Here is a 22,428-nt window from a genome sequence, read left to right on the forward strand (position 1 = left end):
TTCATTGTGATCCCCTTGACCGTAGTGGAGTGCCGGCATCGCCCACGCCATCCCGGCGCATGTGGGCGATGCCGGCCAAGCTGTTACGCCCCGCCGGCGTCGCCGGGTTCTGCCGTTCCGGGGGTCAGGCGAACGTGGACGTTCAGATCACCGGCGTCAGCGGCGTTGACGGCAAAGCCGATGTTGGCGACCTCATCCGCCCCAGCCGCTGCCGAGATCGCCTGCTGCGCGGCAGCATCCCAGTTCACCGATGCGCCGACGGCGAAAGACGCCGCAGGAAGCTTGGGCAGCAGGAACACGCCTTCAACGTGAACGGCGATGAGGTCGCCGACCTTGCCGTCAGTGACGGCGACACCGACGAGCTTGCCCTCGACCACCAATTCGCCGCTCTTGGCGTCGCTGGTCAGGGTCACATCCAGCACGCGGCCGTCCTGATGTGCGTTCTTCATGGTTCGTTCCTCAAAACAGGATAGAAGGTGATGGGCGCAGCGAAGGTGCTACGCCCGTTCAAGTGACGGGTCAGGCCTGGGGATTGCCCGGGTTCTTGTAGATGCCCCGGTAGTCGGCAATGGCCGGCGCAGCGTCCAGGCGGACCTTCCACGCCACGCCATCCACCGTGAAGCCTTGTTCCTGTTCCAGGTACGGGGACTGGTTCCCGTCCAAGTAGCCCACCACGATGCCGTCCACGAACGACGGGTTGGCCAGGCCGTACCACGCCTTCGGGTCCTTCTCATCCAGTCGCCCGTGGTCCCACACGTCAAAGGTGTTGCGGACGGTGTTGGGATCGCGGTCTCCCGTTGCCGACCCGACCGCAAACTCCGCCTCGCGCACAGCGCGAGCCTGCAGTCCGAGCGACACGGGGGTGAGCAGCCCTTTCATCGGCACCTGAATAAGATTGCCTTCCTTATCCTTCTGCAGCCGCATTGCGGCCTGCATTGCGCCTACGCTGGCGGTGCTGATCAGCGCCGCCGGCAGCAAGTTGCCATGCTCCGCACTGAACAAGCGCTTGCCGTCGGCCAGAATTGGATTCTTGTTGATCAGGTCAAAGACGGCCTTTGCCAGAGTACGCCGCGCTGCCTGACCCATCTTGCGCGGCACATCACCGAAAATGCCCAATTCGTCGTTGATGATCGCCTGACGCGTGATGGTGAACAGCTTGCCGTAGGTCACGATCTTCATTGCCTGCGACTGCTCGCTGAAGGTGCCGTGCTTGTACTCACCACCCTCCGGCACGATGTCCAGGTCGGAGAAGGCACCCAGACCGGCCAAGTTCGTCGGTTTGAAGTCCGACACATTGACGGCGCGGGTGAACTGGTCGAAGTTTTCTTCCGCCTCCTGATAGCCCTGCAGCACGGCGCGCCGCGATGCATCGCCCAGCAGCGACGGAAAATCCGAAGTGCCGTGGGTGAAGGCCAAGCCAACGATCTGCAGACGATCCATGCCGGCGACATTGGTGCCGGTGGCTTGCACACAAGCGCGCGCAATCTCCGTCATGGTCATCCCGCGATACGGGTTGCCATCGGTCGGCTGTTCCAGACCGGCTCGCGCCTGAATGGCATTGGACATGGCAGCGCGGGTCAGATCGCGCTGATCAGTGCCGGCGGTGATCTGCGCGCCACCGTTGAGCGGACCAGCGTTGGTGGCCAGCAGCGCCAGGATGTGGCGACCCACTGCGTCGGCGGTCACGTTGGAGTCGGCCTGCGCCATCACCCCATCGACATACTCGCGCACCTGGGCATTGCCCATGTGCGGGGTCGCCATCGCCTGGATCTGCGTATTCCGCTCACGCAGCGCGGCCATTGCAGCCTGCACAGGGTCGGCAGCGGCAACTGCCGGTACCGGACTCACCGCAACGGGGGCGACCGGCGGCGTGGAGGTGGTGACGCCTGCCGGTGCCGGAGTCGAGCGGCCGGCGTTGGCGAGGATGTGGCGGTACTGCTGGTTCATGGTGGGATCCTCGATATGGCCGATCACGGCCGACTGGCTGACCTCAGAAAGAGAGGCAAATACGGTGGGAGAAAGGGACGCGACAATGTGGTGCCGCAGCTGAGCGACGACCGGCGATGCCGCGCCGTCGATGGACTGGAGGTAGCCACTGATGGCCACCGCCGATGCGCCAGCCAGGCGAGCGCTGTTACCGCCGTCGGCATCGATCACCACATCAGCCAACCCCGCATCGACCGCTTGCGGGCCGGAGTACCAGTGATCCACATCGTCGGTGAGTAGGCGCTCCATCTCTTCGCGGCGGTCGGAACGGGCTGCGTACGCCTCCAACATCGCGGTGGCATGAGCATCGAGAGCATCAGCGTTCTGGCGGAAGGCGGTGGCACTGCCTGCGGCAATGGTGCGGGGGGCGTGAACCATCACCAGCGAGCTGGCATACACCCGGCGCTCATCGCCTGCCTGCAGGATCAGGGATGCAATGGAAGCTGCCTGGCCTTCTACGGTCACGACCTTGCGCGCCGCATGAGCCTTGAGCGCATTGTGGATAGCCAGCCCATCGGCGACCACACCGCCCACGCTGTTCAGCCTGACGTGAATGGTGGACGCGGTGATCTGCCCGATCTGCTCCACAAGCTCACTGGCCGATACCGATTCCTCGAACAAGAATCCGCCGATAGCGCCGTAGATCATGACCTCTGCCGTATCGGCTTCGGCCCTTACCTGGTACAGCGCCGGCCCCAGCTCCGGGTTGTTTCCTGCGTCAGCTCGGACGCAGCGTGCAATGGCAGCAGCCAACAGGCGTGCGTGCATAGTCATTCGCTCCTCGAAAGATCGTGCTGCAGCGAGGCCACTACTCGGGCACGAGCTTCAGCGCTGGTGGTGGATGCCGGCGGCATCAGGTCGCGGTTCTGTTCTTGCCAGTCTTCGCGCTGGCGCAGAACCTCTGCGGGGTTATTGCCGTACTGCAGGGTGTTCTGCTGCGGCGAAACCCAGCCGCGATCCTCTGCCTCGCCACGGGCGTAGGCTTCCTTCAGTGGGTCGATCCACGGCATGACCGGCCGCACGTAGGTTGATGCCGCCAGGTTGCGCAACGTCCAGCCGCGAGGCAGCTTCACACGTCCGGCCAGTACGCATGCCTGGACGAAGCGCACGCGCTGGGGACGCACACTGAGCGCGATAAAGCGCTCAGCCAACATCAAGTAGCTTCCCCACTTCTCCACCAGCTCCTGGCGCTGTGCCGAGTAAGTGCCGTTGTAGTCCAGCGAAAGGCTGGAGTAGCTAACGCCAATGCCGCCGGCGGCGGCACGCAACTGCTCCTTTCGCCACGTCGCTGCATTCGGATTCGGCCGGTCGGTACCGAGGCTCTCAATGGACTCGCCGGGCAGCAGGTCATCAAAGATCGCACCCGGGGCCAGGCGCAGCTCGCGCACCGGAACTCCGTCCTGAATCAGGGCGTTTCCGCCCAAGTCACCGGCGTAGGCCTCACCCGATCCCTTCTTGATTTGGAAGGTCATGGATGCGGCGACCTTGGCCGCGATGCGCTCGGACTCTTCGTAGTCCTTCACGTCCTCAAATCGCGACATCGCGCTGGCGAAAACACTCAACCCGCGCACCTGGTGCAGTCGTTTGACCAGGGCAATTCGGTGCATGAACTCGGCCGGCACACGCTTGGTCTCGGTGCGATTCCCGGTCGGGTCGCCCGGATGACGCTTGAATACGTGGTAGGCAATTGGCTTGCCCCACGCATTGCATTCGACGCCCTGGCTGATGTTCCGCGCCGGATCGTTGAAGTCCAACGGGACAAGATCAGCCTCCAGCATCTCAATGCTGTAGGGAACGCCAGTGCCGTGCTCCAGATACTGCACCGGACCGATCAGGTCCTGGTAGAAGGAGTCTCCGTCGCGGAAACAACTTCGAGCCAGCAACTGCTGGCACATGCCGTAGTCGTGAGTACCCGTGACTTCAGGGGCATCCCACCATTCGTCCCAAAGCTCATCCAGCTGCAGAGCAAGCTCGCGATTGATGGCCTGACCTGGCAGGCGAGGCGCTGACAAGACATCGATGCCGGAGCCGACAGTGTTCTGCACCAACACATTCAGGGCGTTATCGGCCAGATCCAGATCGCGCTCAAGGTGGCGTGCTTGGTCGCGTAACTGGCGAGCATCCATGCCCGCGATGGCATTACCGCTGCCCCAGTCGCGGGCAAGCTTCCGATTGCGCGACGGACGGGTGACCTCATGCGCACGCGCCAGAACGGGGGCGAGCTGCGCGCGCGCAGTTGCAACCGCGCGGTCGGTACTGAGCGCAGCCGCCAGTCGTGTTTTCGCGGTAAGCGCGGACGACATCAGGTAGTACCACCGAAATCAGCATTGGCCCAACGCGCGCGCCGGCCACCGCTCGCGGCCCGCGTGACTGCCGCCTGCCACTCCTTTCGACCTGCGCGGATCTCAGCCAGGTCTGCTCGCGTCAGCTGTCGCTCACCGAAACGATAGGTCTGTCCGAGTAGAACAGCCTGCTCGGCGGCAATGTAGGCATCCAGCATTTGTTGAGCAGTCTTCATGACTGCATAGGCTAGAGGGTGGCCTGTCCAGCACTTCAATAAAGTCGAGGACAGGGACGCCTTTAAGTTGCTGATTTCTCAACGCGCGGAAACTAATTTGTCTCCACATTCATTGAGCCGGCGGACACGTTCGCACTTTCCGGCTTTGGGAGGCCTCCTGGGAACAGTGCGTGGAGCTTGGAGCGCGACACGTCGAACTGTCTCATAACGTGTTTCACGGGAATCCCCTTCATCAGTTCCGCGCGAATCAAGTCCACCGGATAGGTCTTCTGCACCGCAGGAAAGTACGGTTGTTCGCCCGCGAAGCACTGCATAACGGAGTCTACAAAAGGCTGGGCCATACGCTCACTGATACCGATGTCCGCGAGCATCGCCGCCAGAATGCGCTCCCGAAGTTCGTCACGGGTTTCGCGCCGTTTTGCCATTACAGCCCCCATCCGTCACGCCCGAAACCTGCGCTGCGCGGCCGCGCACTGAAGCCACTATGCGCCGGCCGCTGACCGCCTGTTCCACGGGAATCCATAGTGCTATGCCCTTGCGCATCGCCATGACTGCTCTGGGCAACCGCGTGTGTTCCACGGGAATCCGCACCCGCGCTTGCAACTGTTGCTGCCAACTTTGCCTCCAAGACGTCCCAGTCGGACTTGGTGAATCGGTGCAGACGCACCTCCGCGTGATGCGCAGCGGCATAGGCGTATACCCATGTGTCGAGCGGTTCATTGCGCGTGACCCGCTTCTCGAACCGGTTCTTGACCGGGTTGTAGACCTCCGACACCAATCCGGGGAAGAACTCCTGCGGCAGCTCATCGCTGAAGCGCACCAGCCGCGCTTCGGCCTGCCGTTCGGCATCAGCGGCCAACCGACTATAGAGGTAATGCTTTGCCGCCACGGTGCCCACGTGATGAATCGTGATCCCCCGCTTGTCGGTCCGATCCTTCCACGTCACGTCCGCCAGCTTGCCCTTGGACAGGATGGGCGCGTTGTTGGGCACCGCACCGAAGATGCACATCACGCGGGTGATCTTGCGCTGGCGCACGTAATTCTTCACCGCCTCGGTGCGGTGGCCGCCGGCATCGATAGCCGTGGCCGAGGGGCGCAGCTGCACCCCATCCTCGCGTTCGATGGGACGATTGAGCAGATCCGTCAGCGCCACCCACACGTCTTCCTCGGCTGGATCTCCGGGCAGCTCGACATAGTCCAGCGTCCAGGCGGTCATCCCCCGCCCCCAGCCCACCACGTGAACCGCCAGGCGGTTGTCCTGGGTATCCACCCCCACGGTGATGGCCAGCACGCCGCGCGGCGCGTGGCGCAGCCGGTAGCCCTCGGCGCGGTCGGCAATGACGTTGTGCTTGACCGCCCGCATCTTGGGGTCTTCCCACGTCTCGGCCAGACGGTCGTTGACGAAGGTCTTCAGCGAGGCCGGATCGTTCTGCGCATCCAGCCACTCGCGCACCAAGTCGATCCAGCGCGGCCCCAGACCAAACTGGTAGTACAGGCAGTTGATGTGGTATCCGCGAATGGGTGAGTCCGGGTTGGCAGGCACCCAGCGGCCGGCCGCGATCATGTCGGCCTTGTGGTGCTCTTCGATACATGCACCGCACTCGCTACAGGCGTACCACGCATGTTTGGCATCGGGCGACCAATGCAGCCCACTCCACTGCAGGTGCTGGAAGTGGCCACAGTGCGGGCACGGCAGGTGGTAACGGCGTTGATCCGACTTTTCGTACAGCTTCGCGATGCGGCTTAGTCCCGTGATGCCCGGCGTGCTGATGTAGAGCCGCTTGTAGGTGGTCGGGAAAGAGGAAGTACGCCCGTCCAGCATCTTGACCGGGTCATCGCCGGTCAGCAGCACCTGCGGGGCTTCGTCGATCTCATCGACCACCAGGTTCTTCACGGTCGTGGATTTGAGGCGCTGTGGGCTGCCCATGTGCTCCACGTAAAGCTGGCCACCGGCAAAGTCCTTAAAGGTGCGCTGGTTGGAGCTGTCGCGGCTGGCGGTGCTGCTCAGGGCTTTGCGCACTGCCTTGCACACCTCGATCATCGGGTTGAGCTTCTGGTTCACCCACTTGTTCATGGATGCCTCGCCCGGCAGCGCGTACATGATCGGGGCCGGCGCGTAGTCCATCCAGTAGGCGATGGAATTGGTGGCGATCTGGCTCTTGCCGAACTGGATTGGGAACATGCAGGCCTGGTCGTGCACCGGACTGCGCGCAGACATGTTGTCCATCGGCTCGCGCAGCGGCGGATTGCGGTCGGTCACCCAGCGGCCGGCCTTGCTGCTGCCCTTGGTGGACAGGCGCATGTGCTCATCGCACCACTGGGAGACGGTCAGCGGCCGGCGCGGCTGCAGCGAGCGGGCGAGCACGGTGTGGAGGCGAGCCTGGGCGGTCATTCGGCCACCGCCGATGCCGCCACGCGGAAGCCCCGGCTCATCTCTTCCAGGGCGTGGCTGACCTCGTTCCAGATCAGCTCGCGGCAGCGGGCCTCATCGCTGGTGGCGGCCAGCTGCGGTGCAAGGGTGTCCGCCATGCGCTCCAGTTCCACGCGAATCGCGGTGGCCGCCTCGGCCAGCTCGTGCTCAACCTGGGCGGCGTCGAGCAGCTTACCCATGCTGACCTCATAGTCGCGGGCAGCGGCCTTGGCATCGATCTCGGCCTTATCGGCTAGCGCCTTGGCCTTGCGCTTGGCATCGGGGGTCGCAGGAGCAGGCGAGCCCTCCCTGCCCTCGCCCTCGCCCTCGCCCTCGCCCTCGCCTTCGCCATCCGCGTCTGCGTCTGCGTCCAGCTCTTCAGCGTCAGAGCCTGCGTCGGTGACGCCCCCGTCCCCCGCCCCCGCCAGCGAAGAACCCCGCGCCTGCGCATGGCGGGCGGCGACGGCGCTATAGGCCGGATCCTGGGTCTGGGCGTACAGCGCCAGGGAGGCGTCGCGCAGGTAGCCCTTGCCGTCTTCAGCGCTGACCAGGCGGCCCTTCTTCTTCAGCTCCACGATGTAGGACGGCCGACAGCCGATCAGCACCGCCAGCTCTTTGCCCGTGACCTGTACGTCCTCAGAAGCCATCTACAGCCTCCCCTTCCATTTTTTTCAAAAGAGCAGTGACAGAAGAAAACGCGCGCGCGAGCGTGGGTGCCTGACGTGCAAGCGTGAGTGCGGGACGTGCGACGTGGCGTGCGGGAACGCAGAGGCTCGAAACGCTTGCCCCGCCTGCGTTGTGCGGGACGTGCGGGACGTGCGGGCACCTATACGCGCGGGCGCATGCATGCAGGCAGGCGGTAGTGGGGGCATCGCCACGCGCACGCCCGCGCAGGTGCGTTAGGGCAGTCCCGCACGTCCCGCACAGCCCTACTGCCACTAGGCCAAATGCCCGCACAGATGCCCGCACACCGTCCCGCACGTCCCGCACGTCTATGGGCGAGCGACTCATGCGCGCCCCCGGTAGTCGTTGAAAGCATTGCGGAACGCCACCAACTCTTCGCCCAGGAAGGCCTGCTCGCTGCGGTCGTCCTCCGGCTTGGTCGGCCCCAGCATCAAAAACCCGTGCGGGCCCAGGGTGTTCTGGCCCACGATGTAGCGCTTGCGCGCCCGATCCGGGTGGAGGATCTGTCGCTTGCGCACCAGGGCGTTGACGAACTTGGGATTAGGCGCAGGACGCACCCCCTCCTTGTTGCACCAGACCTTGTAGAGCTCATACCACTCCTTGGACAGCGCCGGCCTTGGCTTCACGCCCGGGATGTCGTTGCCATAGAGCTCATCCAGAAACCGCTGCGGGCTGTCCTGGCTCAGACCGATCAGCTCGCGCTTGGCATCGGTCATCGGCGGATTGGTGCCGTTGGTGAACCCGGTCAGGTCCAGCCGCAACAGGTAGTCGTGCAAGGCGGCGGTGCCGCCGTTGTGGATCTCTTCCAGCGCCTCTAAGTAGAACTCTTCTGTGAGCTTGTCCGGTGTCCAGATCACCGCGTGCCGGCGGTCGTCTTCTTCGAGCACGACCGGCATGGCCTCGTTGGACAGGAACACCAGGTTGGCGTGGTTGTCCTCCTCGTAGGCCTGGATGTTCTTGGGGTTGATGCGGATGCGGTCGCCAGTAATCAGCGCCTTGAGCTTGTTCTTGAGGTGGTACACCTCGGTGCGGGCGACCACTTCGTCGGCCAGCAGAAACAGCTTGCGGCTGGCCCAGTCGTTGAACTTGTCTTCCAGCGCGGCCTGGTCCAGCACCCGCCCGTAGTCCCCGAACAGCTTCATGTACTCATCGAAGAACATGTTCTTGCCGGTGCCCTGCGGGCCGTGGATCACGATGGTGCTCTTCATCTTGGCCCCGGGGTGCTGCAACGGGTACGCCAGCCACTTCAGGACCCAGTCGTAGAGGGCCTTCTGGTTGGACTCGTTGCCGCACATGTGCCAGAGCAGGTGCAGCAGCTTGGAGCACTCGCCGGCCTTGGGCGTGGTCGGCCAGCCGGCGAACAGGTTGCAGGTGACGCCTTCCTTCGTGCCCGACGGGTCGAAGTCGACCTCTCGCACGCGCACGATGGATCGGCCCGGGTGTTCCATCCACGCCCGGTGCAGCTCGCGGCGAACGCAGGCATGGCCCATGTCGGCCAAGGCCATCAGCATGTGCTCTTTGTGGTCGAACACCGTACCGCCCTGCCCGTACACCAGCGCAAAGCGCTCCAGCAGTTCGTCCAGCGAATCGATGGGCTTGAGCTTGGCTTTGCCCCCGTCCCCGGTGGTGGTGATGGACGCGCTGCGAGTTTCGGTGCGGGGTCGCCACGAAAGCTCCGTGATGCGGGCCTCGACCTGGCTGCGTACGACGTGCAGACCTTCGAGCACGTGCAGGTCATTGAAGTCGCTGATCTTGCGGCCGGTGTCGATGAAGCGCTCGCGCCGGTTTTCTTCGTCGGCGAAGCTGGGCAACAACACCGCGCCGCCCACGTCCATCGCCGCCGCTTCCGCGCCGAGCAGGCCGGCATTGGATGCGCCGTGCGATTCGCCGCAGGTCGGGCAGATCTCCGGGGCGACGGCCAGCACCAGGCGCGACTTGCAGCGCCGGCACTTCTGCAGCACGTCGTCATCGCCGCAGACCAGCACCTTGGCGCTGCGATAGCGCTTTGCCAAGGATGCAGCGACCGGCATCAGGTTGCCGGCATCGAAGGCCACGGCCACCGGGTAGCCGGTCGCCATGTGCAGGGTGGACGCGGTGGCATAGCCTTCGGCCACCAGCAGGATCCACTGCGGCGTGCCGCCGATCAGGTGGAAGTGACCCTTCTTGGCCAGCCCAGGCGGCCAGAATTCCTTGGCCGGCTTGTTGCTGGCCTTGGCCTGCTTGACACTGCGCAGTACCTGCAGGCCGTGCACGGAACCATTGGGATCCAGCAGCGGGACCAGCGCCACGCCGCTGCGGCCATAGCGCAGCCCAAATGCCTGCACCGCCTTGTCGATCAGGTAGTCCGCCTCGCCTTCCGGCAGCGCCTTGTTCCAGGCGGCCGTCGCACGCGCGGCCGCGCGCCGGTTCTGCTCCAGGCGCGCCGCTTCTGCACGGCGACGGTCTTCGGCCAGCCGGCGCTTGAGTGCCTCGCGCTGCTCCTGGCTGAAAGCGCTGTCGCGCTTGTGCAGCTCGACCTTCTGCGCCCCGTTGTCGTTGCCGTGCCAGACCCCGAAGGTGCCGACGACCAGGGTGTCGCCGCTGCTGGTGTTGAGCTCATGCAGCACGTACCAGCCGCGGCGCTCGCGGGATCCCTCGACCCGGCAGCGCACCATGCGCCCGCTGGTGTCCAGGGTGTCGATCAGCAGGCCAGCTGCGGTCAGCTGGCCAAGCACATCAGTGTAATTGGCAGACATTCAGTAAGTTCCAGAGCCGCTGTGTACCCGAGCAGTGCGCGCTTGATCACCCGCAAAACGCATGGCCCAGGAGGACCCATCGACCGGCGCTCGTTCAGGTTCGACGTTCAGCCTCGAAGGCGCGACCGAACTGAATCGACGCGACCGCGTTTCCATTGCTCCCTGGGGGGGAGGGGCGCGATCAGGGCTCGCCATCGCCGCAGACCTCCAGCTGCAGGGAACATTGCCTCTGCTCCACAGAATCCAGCGCCGCCCACGTGCGCTCTCGTTCGGCCAGTGCGGCATCACCGACCGGGCCTTGCTCGGCACCCGACAGCAGTTGTTCGATCCGTTCGATCTCGCGTCGTGCTGCTGCGCTGACGATGCGCTTGCCGTGTGCACGTGGTGCCCGGGGCGCACGATAGGTGACCATGTCATGCCCGTGCTCTGCTCTTCTTCAAGGCGCGACGCAGGTTGCGCTCGATGCGGTGACACATGGAGCGCAGATCCTGCAACGCATCGAGCATCCGATCAGCCTCTTCCAGGGTGACCTTGTCGTCCTGCAGTACGTCCAGGGCCACGGCGGACAGCTGCCCGCAGAACTTGGACACATGCAGCAGCTTGTCGCGGATCGCGGCGATCTCATCGGCCACCGCATCGGGAGCGACGGGCACGTGGTCGATGGTCAGGTTGAACTGGGCGGCCAGGGACAGTATCCAGTCGGTGGCCACCGACGTGCCAGCCGCCTGCTCCACCATCCAGTCGGTGAGCATCTCCATCATTTCCATCGAGAGCGATTCGCCCTCCAGGCCGCGCAGCTTCTTGCGCAGGGACTCACCCTTGATGGCGGCACCCCGACGCTTGGTCAGGTAGGCGGCGGCAGCGTTGACGCTGCCGGGCATGCGCGAGACGGCGTTGTAGGCCGCGTCGCGCCAGTAGATATCCGAACGTGCACACGTCATGCAGCTATCCCCTGAGAGGCAACTCGTTTCATCGTTCTCTCGTGCTCGACCCGGCTGCACGATGGCAGCCATGAGCGAACTGATCGGATTTGAGCGCCCAATGCGGTTTACCGCCCTTCGCGCCTACTGCGCCCGGAAAGGAATAGGAGGCGTGGAGGCTGTTTTGTTCGCGCCGCTTCAGGGTCCTGCGCGCCGCGAGCGCGGTACCAAGCTGACGTTGGTGACGAAGGACAGTCATGCAGCGTCCACTCCGACGATGCGACCGGCATCAGGATCCAAGGCTTGATCAGACGCAGCGGGCACTTCATGGGTACCCAAGAGCTTGAGCACCTGCGGCAGTTCCGGTACGGCCCCCTCATCCGGCCAAGCAGCGACATCGGCCACCGGCACGCCCAGCACCTTCGCCAAGTGCGCATCGCTGCTCAGGCCCAGCCGGGCGCGCAGCGCGCGCTTGCTCATGCGGCTATCGACTATCGCCCCCACGGCCTGACGATCAGTCTTCGCGGATGGCCCGAAGATCAGCGGCTCCTTGGAAACCCGCTCCGGGCCAAGGCGCTCCGTCTCCCGCTCGATGGTGGCGGCCAGCTCGGGGCTCGGACGCTTCCCCCTCCAACGGCTGGCGATCTGCCACAGGTACTCCGGGCTGGTGCCGCACGCTTCAGCGAGTGCGACCCGTCGGCTCATATCCGCGATGTAGGTCAGTAGGTCCATGGAACCCACATTAGCCTCAGGCTATTCAAACTGCAATAGCCAAAAGCTCATTGGATTGAATAGCCTTTCGCTATCCAATAGCCAGATGCGCACAGTCGAAGAAGTCCGCCGCGAGAACCTGATTGCCCTGATCGCCGCACGCGACGGTCAGCGGGCGTTTGCCGAAGCCGCCGGTATCAAGAACCCTGCTCAGGTGAGCCAGTGGGTGAACCGGAGCCCGCATGGGACCACCGGCAAGCCACGTGTCATGTCAGGCACGACAGCACGAGCGATTGAAACTGCCCTTGGCCTCCCCGCCGGGTGGATGGATACGCACCATGGCGACGAAAGCCCCGCCGTCTCAAGAGTCTTAGAGACTGAGACCCCCGCAGGTTATGTTCGCTTCGACTTGTTCGAAGGGGGTGCGGGGATGGGGGTGGGGTTGGTGAATCAGGACTACCCGGAGGTGGTGCGCACCATCGAGGTGGCGGAATGGGAGGTGCGCAAGAAGCTCGGTTACCTCCCCCAACCTGGTCGGATCCAGATCATCACCGGGCGCGGCCCGTCCATGCGACCGAAGCTAGAAGATGGCGATATCGTCTGGATCGACACGACCTGCGACTACTTCGATGGCGACGACTACTACCTCATCAACATCGGCGGCGAGACACAGATCAAGATGCTGCAGCGGCGCGGTGATGGCCTCTACGTGGTGAGTATCAACCCGGACTTCCCGCCCTACCGCTCTGACGAAGGAGAAGTGGCCATCCTGGGTAAAGCGTTGATCCACGCCGGCCTGCGCCGCTTCTAGGCTGTCCCAACTTGAGACACAAAAAACCCCGCCGAAGCGGGGTTCATATCTTCTCAAGTAACGTGAAGAAGTCCTTCTTACCAAGGCCTGCCTGCGCCATCATCAGGCTGAGCATGCGCCGGTGATACGGCGAGTTGTGCTCGTCTACAGTGACCTTACGAAATCCACTGGCATCTTCCAGCACCCACTGGACGTGTGAAGTGCCCTTCTGAGGCCGCGCCTCAAATCCCAGGTGCTTCAATACCGCTGTGAACTCTTTGTGCGTTACCGGCCGTTCCTTGACCATACTCCCTCATCGGCACGAGGCGAGCTGGACCGGCAGCACTTCCTTGAACACCTTCTCTTGCGCTTGCTTGGTGCTGTGGAAAAGACGGTCTGTACGAATGCGCAACTTGACCCACAGATAGTGAAGCCAAAGACTGGCAGGAGCGCTACGACTCAACAGGTACGGCGCGTGCGCTCGATCAGGCCCGACGAGCGCATCAGAGACGTACTCGCGAATCTGCTCATCGAGCTTGCCCTTGACTTCTTCCAAGGTGTCGCCTTGAGCTGCCAGGGACAGATCAAGGCAGTACGCTACCCACAGTTGTCCGTCGCGTTCGGCAAAGCAACGCAGAAGGATCTGGTTCGGTCGCATAGTTTTTCTCCGATTGTCCGACCCCTCCGTGGGGCGGATCCGTGGGTAACGAACGGCTACCCAACTGGGGGGCATTATTAACGATGAAGTCGCCGTATCACAACTGCCAAAAGCGTCAACGGTTGACAAGCGCTCATTTAACAAAACGGTTCACATGGGCCGCTCCACTTCCCATACGTAAGATCGGACGAAGACGGTGAAAGTTTCGTCGAGTTGACACGAACCATAGCTTCATTCAGCCGCATCCACTGTGCAATTGGTTGCAATCTGGGGAATTGAGACTCCCAGAAAGCTGAACACTCAGCAGACGGTTCAGACTACCTAACGGCATAATTAGCCACAGGCTATTGCAGAACGAATAGCCCTGGGCTAATTTAACTCTGTCGCCCCAGTAACCGCCCGTCCGGGCCGGGGCACGGAGACCCATGGCTTACTTCACCATCAGCGCTGTCGGCGTTCCGGTGGCAGACGCCCGCCCGAACAATGGCACCGTCGTGGTTCGAATCGGCACGCCTGGCGAAGGCCTGCTGTCCCTTTCCGCGCAAGAAGCCGTCGCGCTGGCGCGTGGGCTTATCTCTGCGGCCGTTTCCATCAACGCGCCCGAAGGCGCGACCGTCGCCGCAGCGGCTGATGCGAGCGGGAATGTAGTCGTCCTGTCCGTCGGCGGGGAAGCAATCCTCCAGCTGCCCGTTGAAACGTGGACGCAGCTTTCGATTGAGGGCTCTAACGCGGCCTTGGCACTGCAAGGCGACACACTCAAAGCGCGTTTGCGCTCACAGACGCTGCAGCGTGGCAATGCCGACCTGGTGGAGGCATGAACATGACCCAGGCATTCGGCGACAACAGTCAGACCCATCTGCCCTACCCGAATACCTTCTGCCCCACCGTAGATGAAGTGGAGCGCCGAATCATCTCGGTGTGGAGCGAACTGTGCACCGCGTCCAGGACGAACGGCTCCTTTCTCCAGGAACTCCTCGTAGCCCAGCTACACGACCTCGGGGTGCTCAGGTATCGAGCACAGCAGCGAGGTGCGGAATGAGGATCAATATGCAGGCCGCAGGGAAAGTCCTCCGGCAACAGCTCGCCGGGAAGGCCGAGCGCCTCCACGGCCAGGTTCTGAAACTCCGCGCCACCGCCGAACGCACCCCTGCTATCAGGGAGTGGTTCGCGGCAGCTTCCAACCGTGCATCTCTTCGCTCAACGCAAATCTCAGATCCTCATACGACATCGCACGGATCTGCCCTGGCATCCAGTGATGCTTCTGCATCAAGTAGTAGTAGATCGCTTCCATGCCTTCCAGTTGATTCTTCCATCCTTGGGTCCTTCCAAGCTCATCTCCGAACATCTCCAGGCAATAGTTCAAATCGCTCAAAGCCTGATGAAGCTGCCGACGCGCGGCATTGCGCTTGCCTCGGTACGACTCAGGCTGGGAACTATCTGTGCTCATGCTGCCCTCCCTGCGGGCTTCCGTTTTCTTGCCGTAAGCGTAGCGCAAGGACGTCGGAGGCAACGCCGTCTAGACCCGAAATCGAAGCCCGATCGCCGGTTCAGCTTGTTCAGAGTTCGAGCGCTGCAATGAGCCCCCGCTATCGAAATGCATGGCTGGGACTTGCAGTCGTAGCGGCGGTAGTGCTCCCGATGCGCCTGATGGAAATCGTCGAAGCAAACCAAGTGCGTTATGCCGCCGAGGCCGACGCGCCCACCATGACTGTCAGGAAGTAACTCCATGCAAACTTCCCGCCCTACTCCAGAAGACATTCCCCTCTGTGGGCTTGGTCATCGGCCGCAGATCGTCACCACCACGGGTGCCCCGCTGGGACACCAGCTAGGTACTCCGTGTCCGCCGTTGGTCCACTTCGAGTGCCACCAGTGCCAGCTGGCGACCGTCCCCAGCACCTCCCTGGCAATGGCCGAGCTGCGCTGGACCGATCCAGTTCTGCGGGACCGACTGATTTCCATTTCCCATCTTGCTCGGGCTCGCGCGAATGTCCTCGCCGGCATGCCTTCGCAGCACGCCGCCTGATTTGGAGAACGCGATGGCAGCAGCACTTAAACCCATGGAGCGCGCCGCCCTCATCGTGGCGCGAGGATCCAGCGACAGCAGCTTGAAGCGCACACGCGGCGGCTTCTGCTCGACAAAGCAACCATCGCGCGTCTTCAGCCGCAGGGTGATGAACTGGCTCTACGAGCGTGCGCTTCTTGATTTTGATGACCCTGATTGCCCAGGGAAAGCCACCCTCACTGCTCGAGGCGAAGCTGAGGCGGATGCATTGGTCGCACAGGGACTGAGCAAGGCGGGCCTGGCATGAATCCGTCTGCACTGCCAATCGAGAAGACATTCGCCACCGGTTCCCACGGAACCACTCTGGTCCTGATGATCTGTGCAGGCTGGTTGTGGGCGGGGCTGTACGCGAGCCCGTATAGCAGCTCACCGGCGGAAGTTGCAGCGTCGGCCCGTCTCACTGCCAAGGTCGGTCGCAGAACGCTGAACGTGGGCGGCCACAACTTCGCCGTCTCGAACGCATCACTGCACACCATCCGCCGTTGGCTGGATAGGAACGGCGTGCGCGTGCGGGTTACACCGGACGCCACGGCGAGGAAGGCGGCATGACGCGCTGCACGTCGTCAGGGCTTACGCGGAAGCCCCTCAATATGTCGTTCGGCTGCGCTCACACCGAGCTGAAAGCCATCACCCTTGCTAGTGATCACGCTCACCTTCGGGGTGGAAACGGCATGCCCATCCACCTGGAGGGCGTAGTCAAAGAGCCCCTCGCCGATTTCGGTCACGGTAACAACGAATGTATGCCCATTGATGAGGCCACGGAGAGTTTTGCGCGAGGAATCCGCAGGCATCGAAAAGGCTGTCTGAATGGGCAGCCATACTTTACAGATGAATGCATTCAGCGGGAAGTCGCATCTGCACTACGTTGTTTGATGACGCCACCGGAGGTGCGGGGTTCGTCCTCAACGGCCGATGGCCCGCCTTGCCAGGGAGTCATCGGGGTCCAGTTGGCTGGCAATTTCTCTCGCGGCGTCCAAGGCCGCACATCGAGCAGCCTGATGGCTCGCGAAATCACCTTCCAAGTGGATCGTTTCAAGTTGCCTACCACCACCGCCACCTTCCCTAACGCGTTCAGCATAGGACGGATGGACCCGTGCACTTCAACGAAAACGAACTACGCGCCCGGGACGTACTTCTGCCAGAGCAACCCTGCTTTCTATCAAATCCCGCGCCAGCTGCTCGGCAGACTCCAATGCGGCTTGGCAGGAAGTCTCATCGGGCATGGGCCGCTCAGATCTTGCGATCCCCTCTACATCAACAGACAGCACGCGCCACTGATGAGCACCGCCGCGCCACAAGTGAATCGTGTATGCCCTCCCATCTACAGACAAGTCGACGCTGTGAAACGATTCTGGAGCAACTGCTACTGCCATCTTTCGCACTCCGACTGCACTCAATTCGATTCTGCTATGAGCGCATTGTGGCTGCAAGGCCGCAAGACCGCGTCAAGGCGCGATACCGGAATCCAGCAGCGTGTCAGCCCAGGCGCGCGCCTCGCGTGCGCCTTCGGTGATGGCTTGGATGATGCTTTCGAAAGGTCCGAACTCCTTAACTTGCGTTTTTCCCTCAGTTCCACCGGGCCACTTCAGAACCACGGTGGCCAGAAAGCCGCTAGCCACCGGATCAACGACCAGGTGCAATTCAACATCCCTATGCATCATGCGCATTTTGCGCATCCTCGGCTCAGCACGCAGCTTGAAGAGAGCAGTTGTGCAGTTGGCTGGTTGCCACTGCGCACCGCCAGGAAAACCGCCACCTCGCCAACACCATCTGCAACGTTCTCTCACGAACTGCAGCGTCCGCGCTTGCTAGCTGTCGATCTGCTCTACCGCGAAACCCACACCGATATCCAAGGCTTGCTGCAGGGTAGACGCATCCGGCAGGTCCGAGACTTCGATAGCTGGCCGTCCGTCGATCTCGATGGCGTGCACGAAAGCACGCTCTCCATTCGGCTGCCACGCTTCCACCGAGAAAGCGATGCCAAACAACGAGCAATCTATGTATTCCTTTTGTATGAAACGCCCGCCCATCCCACGAATCCCATAGGGCGCACACCCAGGATCGTGTTCCTCGCGCAGCATGCTGTCAATGCGGTGCAGCGGTGTCAGTATCCCTGCAGAACCGGCCAAATCTTAACCATTCAGCTTTGGATCGGGCGACTCCGCCCCGGCGGACGCAATGATGTCATTGGCAATAACCTCCCCTTGTTGAAGGGCCGCAAGGCAAGAGCCGGCATGGAAATCGATATGCCCGACAACTCCTACATTGTGGACCTGGACCTTCTGAAGCTTCCAACTCGTGTCGCTCTCTCGTACAAGCTCACACGTGTAGGAGTACCGACCAATGGAAAGCGTGACTCTTCGCAGACCCATACGTCGCTCCGCCGCTGCCTACCAGCGGAGTCTGCTCCCGGAAACGAAACTGCTCAAGAGGGTGTTCTTCCGATCCCAATCTGCCCACGGGCGGTGGATGGGTCAATCGGGTCTGAGCGCTTCTACAGGCCGCTCCTGCAACGCCGCTGCGACGATGCGCCGGTAGCGTCAAGGGTCACTGGTGATCGCGACACAAACGGCGTGCAATTGCCTGGCGCGCCGCATGACCAATTGTCAGGTGCTGGTCGCGCCACCTATCAGGGAGCTGACGTAGGAGCCTCCGAGCCGCTCGGCCTCTCCTTCGGCCTCAACCATGCTCTTGCTCCGTGCGGTCGCTTGAAGGGTTCGCACGTGCGTACTGTCCGACCGAAAAATATGCGCGACGCCCCGCCAATACCAACCGTAATGGACCGCCGATACAACTATTCCGTAGGAGTTCAATTCTGTCCTGAAGGGCATTCCACAGACTCAGCTTCTTTACCTTCGATAGTGCCAATACGTCGCCACACCGTCACTCACGCATTCTCACGCCCCTTGCTAGCTCGCCTCGCCGACTCGCAGTTTGGTGAGACGAGCAATCGCCCAACGCAGACCAGCATCGAGCGCATCCACCAAATTCTCGTGCTGCCCACACCGGGGCTGGTCAACCACGGGAAGTTCCCCAACTTCCAAGTAACACACGACAGCTTTACCACCTTCCGGCTGGCAGGCTTCAACATAAATGGTGTGGCCGTAGCAAGTCGTTACCAGAGAATCAAACTTCAATTCTTGAGCCATATCACCCTCCCCCTTGCACCCAAGATCATCGAGGCAAACCAGCCTACGGTCAACAGGAAAGGAGGCCAGGCCAGATGTCAACTTTGGGTTGGCCCGGGCTGGCACCGGAGGCCGGGCAATTCCGCCACAGATTCGGCCGAAATCAGCAAAAAATTGCACGGCATTAGGACGTCCGGGGAAGCGGCACTATGCATCTGATGACCCCCCAACGGTGGCTGGAGACCTACTTTGACCAGACGAGCCAGCCAAGCATCCAGCAGCTGCACCGATGGCTGAGGGACGGGAAGATCCCTGGAAAGAAGGTGGGCGGGACGTGGTTCATTGACGCGCACGCCTGGCTGGCCGACGGCGACGAGCTCGTTGCCCGAGTATTGGAAGCAGGATAAGAAATGACACCACGAAAGCGTAGCGCTGGCCGCCAAGGGTGGCCCGACAACCTTTACCCGAACCGGGACGGCTTCAAGTACCGCCACCCGGTCACTCGCCGCGAGACGTTCATGGGCCGCGACAAGGCGAAGGCATTCGCTGCGGCGAAGAAGCTCAACGCCATGCTGATTCCCGGCAACGACTTGGTCGGACGGGTAGTCGGCTCACGCGAGACCGTCGCCGATGCAATCGAGGTGTTCCGTCGCGACGACATCCCTGCTCGTGATTGGGCACCCAAGACCGCTGAGGTGTACGAAAGCGTCATCCGGCGCATTAATGCCGGGATAGGAAGCCGGCCGGTCGAGGAGGTCACGGTGAAGGATTGCGCGGAGTTCATTCGTGCAGTGACCGTGTCGGACCGCGCTAGGCAACAGTTCCGCCTGGTGCTGGGCTGGATTATGGCCTGCGCGGTACAGGAAGGCTGGATCGACTCCAATCCTGTGCTGGCAACTCGTAGGTTCCAGCATGAGCGCAAGCGAGCCCGTCTTACCAAAGAGATGTACGCCGCCGTCTGGGACAAGGCTGATCCTTGGCTGCGCCTGGCAATGGACATTTCGCTAGTCACCCTCCTCCGGCGCGACGACGTAGTGTCACTGAAGTTCACCGACATGCGTGATGGTGCGTTGTGGGTCATCCCGCAGAAGACCGAAGGAAGCAGCTTGGTGAAGCTGAAGATACGCATTGGGGATCAGCTGGGAGCCCTGCTGGCGCAGGCCCGCGATAGTGTCCTCTCGCCCTACATCATCCACCGGCTACCGGAGAAGGCAAGGCCCTCAAACATGCGGGCCTCCGCTCGCCAGCACCACACCCAGGTCATGCCAGAGCAACTTACTAGGGCGTTTCAAGACGCTAGAGAGGCGGCTGGAATCACCGGGGATAACCCTCCCAGCTTTCACGAGATTCGTAGCTTGGGCGGCGCGCTACTTACCGAGGCTGGCTGGCAGATCGAGCAGGTCCAGCGCCTTATGGGCCACACCTCTGCAAGCATGACGGAGCACTACCTGGAGGGGCACGATGCGCCATGGCACAGCGTGGAGCCAGGCGCTGTGCTGCTGCGATAGAGTGTCCGGAGGCAACTCCAAAATCGCGCCAATTAGGACGCGGCGCGATTACCGAGACCACTAAAGCGCTGTCAACCACACGGGTTCACCCCCGTTTTCACGGACACTTACGAGAAGGCCGATCCAGGCCATGAGGAGTGTTCATGTCAAAGCGTAGGAAGTTCAGTGCCGAGTTCAAGCGTGGCGCGGTTGAGCAGGCCAGCCAGCCCGGCGTCAGCTGCGCCCAGGTGGCCCGGGAGCTGGGGATTCGCGACACCCTGCTGACCCGCTGGAAGCGTGAGGCGCAGAGCCCGGGAGCTACCGCCTTCGGCGGCACCGGGACACCCAGGGATGAGGAACTGGCCCGCCTCAAGCGCGAGCTGGCGCGGGTAAAGAAGGAACGGGATTTTTTGCGAGAAGCGGCGACGTTCTTTGCAAAGGGATCATCCTGAGGTATCAGGTGATCGAACGTTGCCGCGATGAGTTTCCGATTCGTCTGATGTGCCGTTGCCTGAAGGTTTCGGTCAGCGGTTATTACGGGTGGAGCAAGCGTCCTGCCAGCGCCCGGCAGCTCGACAATGAGCGCCTGGTAGTACGAATGCGTGAGCTTCATGAGGACAGCCGGGGTACGCTCCGAGCTGGCCGCATGCGCGAAGACCTGGCTGAGGAGGGCGAGACTGCCAGCCTGAACCGGGTAGCACGCCTGATGGCGGCCGACGGCCTGCAGGGTTGGCCTCGGCGCAAACGCCGGGGGCAGCGTGGCAGTCCGGCCGTGACGCCACCGGGCGTGGTCAACCTGCTCGAACGCGATTTCGTCGCGCTGGAGCCGGAGACCAAGTGGGTGACAGATATCACCGAGATCAAAACCCAGCAGGGCAAGCTGTATCTGTGCATCGTGCTGGACCTTTACGACCAGCGCGTTGTGGGGTGGTCAATGCACGATCGGCAGGACCGTCAGATGGTGGTCCGAGCGGTGCAGATGGCGGTGTGGCAGCGGCAGGGAAGTTGTGCGGTGATTCTGCATTCGGACCGTGGCAGCCAGTTCCGCAGCGGTGACTACCAGGGATATCTGGCCGCCAACAGCCTGATCTGCTCAATGAGCGCGGTGGGGCATTGCGGTGACAACGCAGCCTGCGAAGGCTTTTTCGGGCTGCTCAAGCGTGAGCGGATCTATCGAACGAGCTACTGCACACTGGATGCGGCACGAGCGGATGTGTTTGACTTCATCGAGCGACGCCACAACCCGAGGATGCGCAGAAGGGTCGCCAAGCAGGATCAGAAAGTTGCAGCTCTTTTAGAACCGTCCGTGATATCGGGGTAGAACCCCGGACGCTTGTACCTCGGTCGGAGTAAAGTTCTGCACTCCTTTCCAGATGATGGCCACCCTGGGCTTCAAAACGTCTTGGAAGCCATAGACGGGAGCGCAGCTGGCAGTCCTAGAGCTCCCCGATGTACTTCTATAGGGTGGTAATAGGGTGAGAATAGGGTGATAAAGAAAAAAGGCTCACGCATCCCTGCGTAAGCCTTTGATTTCTTTACCAGTATGGTCGGGACGGCCGGATTTGAACCGACGACCCTCTGCCCCCCAGGCAGATGCGCTACCAGGCTGCGCTACGCCCCGATGATGCTGGTGTTGTACCCGCCTTGCAGCGGGCCGACGAGTATACCCGTTTTGTGAAGAAAAAGGATCAGCGGCGCAGCAGCTGCAGCACTTCTTCCAGTTCCATGCGGGTCTGCTTGATGATCTGGTTGCTCAGTGCCGACTCTTCGCGGGCACCGGCTCCTTCCAGACGCAGGCGTGCACCGCCGATGGTGTAGCCCTGCTCGTACAGCAGGCCACGGATCTGCCGCACCATCAGCACGTCATGGCGCTGGTAGTAGCGACGGTTGCCGCGGCGCTTGGCCGGCTCCAGGCTGGGAAACTCGGTTTCCCAATAGCGCAGCACGTGCGGCTTGACGTCGCACAGCTCGCTTACTTCACCAATGGTGAAGTAGCGCTTGGCCGGTATCGGCGGAAGTTCGCGGTTACTGCCCGGATCCAGCATATGCCTCCACCCGCTCCTTGAGCTTCTGGCCCGGACGGAAGGTGACCACCGTACGGGCGGAAATCGGAATCTCTTCACCGGTTTTCGGGTTGCGGCCCGGGCGCTGGTTCTTGCGCCGCAGGTCGAAATTGCCGAAGCCGGAAAGCTTCACCTGACGTCCCTGTTCCAATGCTTCACGCAGCACATCGAAAAACGCGTCGACAAATTCCTTGGCCTCGCGCTTGTTCAGACCGACTTCGTCGAACAGCTTTTCGGCCATCTCCGCCTTGGTCAATGCCATTGCCTGCTACCCCC

25 protein-coding genes and 1 tRNA gene are annotated in these 22,428 nt (G+C 62.3%); 9 read left to right on the forward strand and 17 right to left on the reverse strand.

Going from position 1 to position 22,428, the window contains the following annotated elements; translation table 11 throughout:
• Positions 1-83: 83 nt before the first annotated feature.
• The 11 genes from QMX83_RS08520 to QMX83_RS08570 all read right to left on the reverse strand — a co-directional run bounded on the left by QMX83_RS08520 (position 84) and on the right by QMX83_RS08570 (position 11,985).
• Positions 84-449 (reverse strand): DUF2190 family protein, encoded by a 366-nt coding sequence (locus QMX83_RS08520; RefSeq protein WP_282296205.1) that lies wholly within the window; start codon positions 447-449, stop codon positions 84-86.
• A gap of 70 nt (positions 450-519) precedes the next feature.
• Positions 520-2,754, reverse strand: a complete 2,235-nt coding sequence (locus tag QMX83_RS08525; protein ID WP_282296206.1) for a ClpP-like prohead protease/major capsid protein fusion protein — start codon at positions 2,752-2,754, stop codon at positions 520-522.
• 2 nt (positions 2,755-2,756) lie between these two features.
• The gene (locus QMX83_RS08530) at positions 2,757-4,289 is read right to left on the reverse strand and encodes a phage portal protein (RefSeq protein WP_282296207.1); all 1,533 of its coding nucleotides are present in this window, start codon (positions 4,287-4,289) and stop codon (positions 2,757-2,759) included.
• Positions 4,289-4,504 (reverse strand): DUF6148 family protein, encoded by a 216-nt coding sequence (locus tag QMX83_RS08535; protein WP_282296208.1) that lies wholly within the window; start codon positions 4,502-4,504, stop codon positions 4,289-4,291. Before QMX83_RS08535 ends, QMX83_RS08530 begins: the two co-directional genes overlap by 1 nt.
• 92 nt (positions 4,505-4,596) lie before the next feature.
• Positions 4,597-4,929 carry a hypothetical protein gene (locus QMX83_RS08540; RefSeq protein ID WP_282296209.1) on the reverse strand — a complete coding sequence of 111 codons (333 nt, stop codon included), beginning with the start codon at positions 4,927-4,929 and terminating at the stop codon, positions 4,597-4,599.
• On the reverse strand, positions 4,929-6,896 hold the full coding sequence (locus QMX83_RS08545; RefSeq protein WP_282296210.1) for a phage terminase large subunit family protein: 1,968 nt from the start codon (positions 6,894-6,896) through the stop codon (positions 4,929-4,931). Before QMX83_RS08545 ends, QMX83_RS08540 begins: the two co-directional genes overlap by 1 nt.
• Positions 6,893-7,561, reverse strand: coding sequence for a hypothetical protein (locus QMX83_RS08550; RefSeq protein WP_282296211.1), 669 nt, complete (start codon positions 7,559-7,561; stop codon positions 6,893-6,895). The genes QMX83_RS08545 and QMX83_RS08550 overlap by 4 nt, the downstream gene beginning before the upstream one ends.
• Positions 7,562-7,921: 360 nt before the next feature.
• Positions 7,922-10,333 (reverse strand): DUF5906 domain-containing protein, encoded by a 2,412-nt coding sequence (locus tag QMX83_RS08555; protein ID WP_282296212.1) that lies wholly within the window; start codon positions 10,331-10,333, stop codon positions 7,922-7,924.
• A gap of 181 nt (positions 10,334-10,514) precedes the next feature.
• The gene (locus QMX83_RS08560) at positions 10,515-10,745 is read right to left on the reverse strand and encodes a hypothetical protein (protein ID WP_282296213.1); all 231 of its coding nucleotides are present in this window, start codon (positions 10,743-10,745) and stop codon (positions 10,515-10,517) included.
• A gap of 1 nt (position 10,746) precedes the next feature.
• Positions 10,747-11,274 (reverse strand): hypothetical protein, encoded by a 528-nt coding sequence (locus tag QMX83_RS08565; RefSeq protein ID WP_125361681.1) that lies wholly within the window; start codon positions 11,272-11,274, stop codon positions 10,747-10,749.
• Positions 11,275-11,508: 234 nt separating this feature from the next.
• Positions 11,509-11,985 (reverse strand): hypothetical protein, encoded by a 477-nt coding sequence (locus QMX83_RS08570; RefSeq protein WP_282296214.1) that lies wholly within the window; start codon positions 11,983-11,985, stop codon positions 11,509-11,511.
• An 85-nt stretch (positions 11,986-12,070) separates the two neighbouring features.
• On the opposite strand from QMX83_RS08570, the gene QMX83_RS08575 reads away from it, so the two are divergent.
• Complete coding sequence (locus QMX83_RS08575) at positions 12,071-12,775, forward strand: S24 family peptidase (protein WP_282296215.1); 705 nt, start codon at positions 12,071-12,073, stop codon at positions 12,773-12,775.
• A gap of 43 nt (positions 12,776-12,818) precedes the next feature.
• Here QMX83_RS08575 and QMX83_RS08580 read toward each other — a convergent pair whose 3' ends face one another.
• Both QMX83_RS08580 and QMX83_RS08585 read right to left on the reverse strand, forming a co-directional pair.
• Positions 12,819-13,061: a type II toxin-antitoxin system HicA family toxin gene (locus QMX83_RS08580; RefSeq protein ID WP_282296216.1), complete on the reverse strand. Its 243-nt coding sequence runs from the start codon at positions 13,059-13,061 to the stop codon at positions 12,819-12,821.
• A gap of 6 nt (positions 13,062-13,067) precedes the next feature.
• Entirely contained in the window at positions 13,068-13,412 is a 345-nt protein-coding gene (locus QMX83_RS08585; protein ID WP_282296217.1) for a hypothetical protein, read from the reverse strand.
• Between the two features lie 425 nt (positions 13,413-13,837).
• On the opposite strand from QMX83_RS08585, the gene QMX83_RS08590 reads away from it, so the two are divergent.
• Both QMX83_RS08590 and QMX83_RS08595 read left to right on the forward strand, forming a co-directional pair.
• Complete coding sequence (locus QMX83_RS08590) at positions 13,838-14,230, forward strand: hypothetical protein (RefSeq protein WP_282296218.1); 393 nt, start codon at positions 13,838-13,840, stop codon at positions 14,228-14,230.
• 2 nt (positions 14,231-14,232) lie between these two features.
• Positions 14,233-14,451, forward strand: a complete 219-nt coding sequence (locus QMX83_RS08595) for a hypothetical protein (RefSeq protein ID WP_282296219.1) — start codon at positions 14,233-14,235, stop codon at positions 14,449-14,451.
• A gap of 114 nt (positions 14,452-14,565) precedes the next feature.
• On the opposite strand, the gene QMX83_RS08600 is transcribed toward QMX83_RS08595, so the two are convergent.
• Entirely contained in the window at positions 14,566-14,859 is a 294-nt protein-coding gene (locus tag QMX83_RS08600) for a hypothetical protein (RefSeq protein WP_282296220.1), read from the reverse strand.
• A gap of 128 nt (positions 14,860-14,987) precedes the next feature.
• Between QMX83_RS08600 and QMX83_RS08605 the strand changes: the two genes are divergently transcribed.
• From QMX83_RS08605 to QMX83_RS08630, 6 genes are all read left to right on the forward strand, one after another.
• Positions 14,988-15,134 carry a hypothetical protein gene (locus QMX83_RS08605; protein WP_282296221.1) on the forward strand — a complete coding sequence of 49 codons (147 nt, stop codon included), beginning with the start codon at positions 14,988-14,990 and terminating at the stop codon, positions 15,132-15,134.
• 314 nt (positions 15,135-15,448) lie between these two features.
• Positions 15,449-15,721, forward strand: coding sequence for a hypothetical protein (locus QMX83_RS08610; RefSeq protein WP_282296222.1), 273 nt, complete (start codon positions 15,449-15,451; stop codon positions 15,719-15,721).
• Positions 15,718-16,023 carry a hypothetical protein gene (locus QMX83_RS08615; RefSeq protein WP_282296223.1) on the forward strand — a complete coding sequence of 102 codons (306 nt, stop codon included), beginning with the start codon at positions 15,718-15,720 and terminating at the stop codon, positions 16,021-16,023. The genes QMX83_RS08610 and QMX83_RS08615 overlap by 4 nt, the downstream gene beginning before the upstream one ends.
• An 860-nt stretch (positions 16,024-16,883) precedes the next feature.
• Positions 16,884-18,821: a hypothetical protein gene (locus QMX83_RS08620; RefSeq protein ID WP_282296224.1), complete on the forward strand. Its 1,938-nt coding sequence runs from the start codon at positions 16,884-16,886 to the stop codon at positions 18,819-18,821.
• A gap of 191 nt (positions 18,822-19,012) precedes the next feature.
• A complete protein-coding gene (locus QMX83_RS08625) occupies positions 19,013-20,110 on the forward strand; it encodes a tyrosine-type recombinase/integrase (RefSeq protein ID WP_282296225.1) in 1,098 nt (365 codons plus the stop codon).
• A gap of 143 nt (positions 20,111-20,253) precedes the next feature.
• Positions 20,254-21,410, forward strand: a protein-coding gene (locus QMX83_RS08630) for an IS3 family transposase (RefSeq protein ID WP_282296226.1) whose coding sequence is annotated in 2 segments (ribosomal slippage) — positions 20,254-20,494 and positions 20,494-21,410 — 1,158 coding nt in all. Because the reading frame shifts where the segments join, the coding sequence is not laid out codon by codon here.
• 223 nt (positions 21,411-21,633) lie between these two features.
• Here the strand turns inward: QMX83_RS08630 and QMX83_RS08635 are convergent.
• The 3 genes from QMX83_RS08635 to QMX83_RS08645 all read right to left on the reverse strand — a co-directional run bounded on the left by QMX83_RS08635 (position 21,634) and on the right by QMX83_RS08645 (position 22,414).
• A tRNA-Pro gene (locus QMX83_RS08635) sits at positions 21,634-21,710 on the reverse strand.
• Between the two features lie 67 nt (positions 21,711-21,777).
• Positions 21,778-22,134, reverse strand: coding sequence for a MerR family transcriptional regulator (locus QMX83_RS08640; protein ID WP_125361692.1), 357 nt, complete (start codon positions 22,132-22,134; stop codon positions 21,778-21,780).
• Complete coding sequence (locus QMX83_RS08645) at positions 22,115-22,414, reverse strand: integration host factor subunit alpha (RefSeq protein WP_005410432.1); 300 nt, start codon at positions 22,412-22,414, stop codon at positions 22,115-22,117. The genes QMX83_RS08640 and QMX83_RS08645 overlap by 20 nt, the downstream gene beginning before the upstream one ends.
• Between the last annotated feature and the right edge of the window lie 14 nt (positions 22,415-22,428).

Origin of the sequence: Stenotrophomonas sp. PS02289 (genome assembly GCF_029960115.1) — a bacterium.
Lineage (GTDB): Bacteria > Pseudomonadota > Gammaproteobacteria > Xanthomonadales > Xanthomonadaceae > Stenotrophomonas.

Excerpts from the sequence above, each read along its gene's own strand:
- QMX83_RS08520 (WP_282296205.1), bottom strand. The coding sequence starts at position 449 with ATGAAGAACGCACATCAGGACGGCCGCGTGCTGGATGTGACCCTGACC.
- QMX83_RS08525 (WP_282296206.1), bottom strand. The coding sequence starts at position 2,754 with ATGCACGCACGCCTGTTGGCTGCTGCCATTGCACGCTGCGTCCGAGCT.
- QMX83_RS08530 (WP_282296207.1), bottom strand. The coding sequence starts at position 4,289 with ATGTCGTCCGCGCTTACCGCGAAAACACGACTGGCGGCTGCGCTCAGT.
- QMX83_RS08535 (WP_282296208.1), bottom strand. The coding sequence starts at position 4,504 with ATGAAGACTGCTCAACAAATGCTGGATGCCTACATTGCCGCCGAGCAG.
- QMX83_RS08540 (WP_282296209.1), bottom strand. The coding sequence starts at position 4,929 with ATGGCAAAACGGCGCGAAACCCGTGACGAACTTCGGGAGCGCATTCTG.
- QMX83_RS08545 (WP_282296210.1), bottom strand. The coding sequence starts at position 6,896 with ATGACCGCCCAGGCTCGCCTCCACACCGTGCTCGCCCGCTCGCTGCAG.
- QMX83_RS08550 (WP_282296211.1), bottom strand. The coding sequence starts at position 7,561 with ATGGCTTCTGAGGACGTACAGGTCACGGGCAAAGAGCTGGCGGTGCTG.
- QMX83_RS08555 (WP_282296212.1), bottom strand. The coding sequence starts at position 10,333 with ATGTCTGCCAATTACACTGATGTGCTTGGCCAGCTGACCGCAGCTGGC.
- QMX83_RS08560 (WP_282296213.1), bottom strand. The coding sequence starts at position 10,745 with ATGGTCACCTATCGTGCGCCCCGGGCACCACGTGCACACGGCAAGCGC.
- QMX83_RS08565 (WP_125361681.1), bottom strand. The coding sequence starts at position 11,274 with ATGACGTGTGCACGTTCGGATATCTACTGGCGCGACGCGGCCTACAAC.
- QMX83_RS08570 (WP_282296214.1), bottom strand. The coding sequence starts at position 11,985 with ATGGACCTACTGACCTACATCGCGGATATGAGCCGACGGGTCGCACTC.
- QMX83_RS08575 (WP_282296215.1), top strand. The coding sequence starts at position 12,071 with ATGCGCACAGTCGAAGAAGTCCGCCGCGAGAACCTGATTGCCCTGATC.
- QMX83_RS08580 (WP_282296216.1), bottom strand. The coding sequence starts at position 13,061 with ATGGTCAAGGAACGGCCGGTAACGCACAAAGAGTTCACAGCGGTATTG.
- QMX83_RS08585 (WP_282296217.1), bottom strand. The coding sequence starts at position 13,412 with ATGCGACCGAACCAGATCCTTCTGCGTTGCTTTGCCGAACGCGACGGA.
- QMX83_RS08590 (WP_282296218.1), top strand. The coding sequence starts at position 13,838 with ATGGCTTACTTCACCATCAGCGCTGTCGGCGTTCCGGTGGCAGACGCC.
- QMX83_RS08595 (WP_282296219.1), top strand. The coding sequence starts at position 14,233 with ATGACCCAGGCATTCGGCGACAACAGTCAGACCCATCTGCCCTACCCG.
- QMX83_RS08600 (WP_282296220.1), bottom strand. The coding sequence starts at position 14,859 with ATGAGCACAGATAGTTCCCAGCCTGAGTCGTACCGAGGCAAGCGCAAT.
- QMX83_RS08605 (WP_282296221.1), top strand. The coding sequence starts at position 14,988 with ATGAGCCCCCGCTATCGAAATGCATGGCTGGGACTTGCAGTCGTAGCG.
- QMX83_RS08610 (WP_282296222.1), top strand. The coding sequence starts at position 15,449 with ATGGCAGCAGCACTTAAACCCATGGAGCGCGCCGCCCTCATCGTGGCG.
- QMX83_RS08615 (WP_282296223.1), top strand. The coding sequence starts at position 15,718 with ATGAATCCGTCTGCACTGCCAATCGAGAAGACATTCGCCACCGGTTCC.
- QMX83_RS08620 (WP_282296224.1), top strand. The coding sequence starts at position 16,884 with ATGAGCGCATTGTGGCTGCAAGGCCGCAAGACCGCGTCAAGGCGCGAT.
- QMX83_RS08625 (WP_282296225.1), top strand. The coding sequence starts at position 19,013 with ATGACACCACGAAAGCGTAGCGCTGGCCGCCAAGGGTGGCCCGACAAC.
- QMX83_RS08640 (WP_125361692.1), bottom strand. The coding sequence starts at position 22,134 with ATGCTGGATCCGGGCAGTAACCGCGAACTTCCGCCGATACCGGCCAAG.
- QMX83_RS08645 (WP_005410432.1), bottom strand. The coding sequence starts at position 22,414 with ATGGCATTGACCAAGGCGGAGATGGCCGAAAAGCTGTTCGACGAAGTC.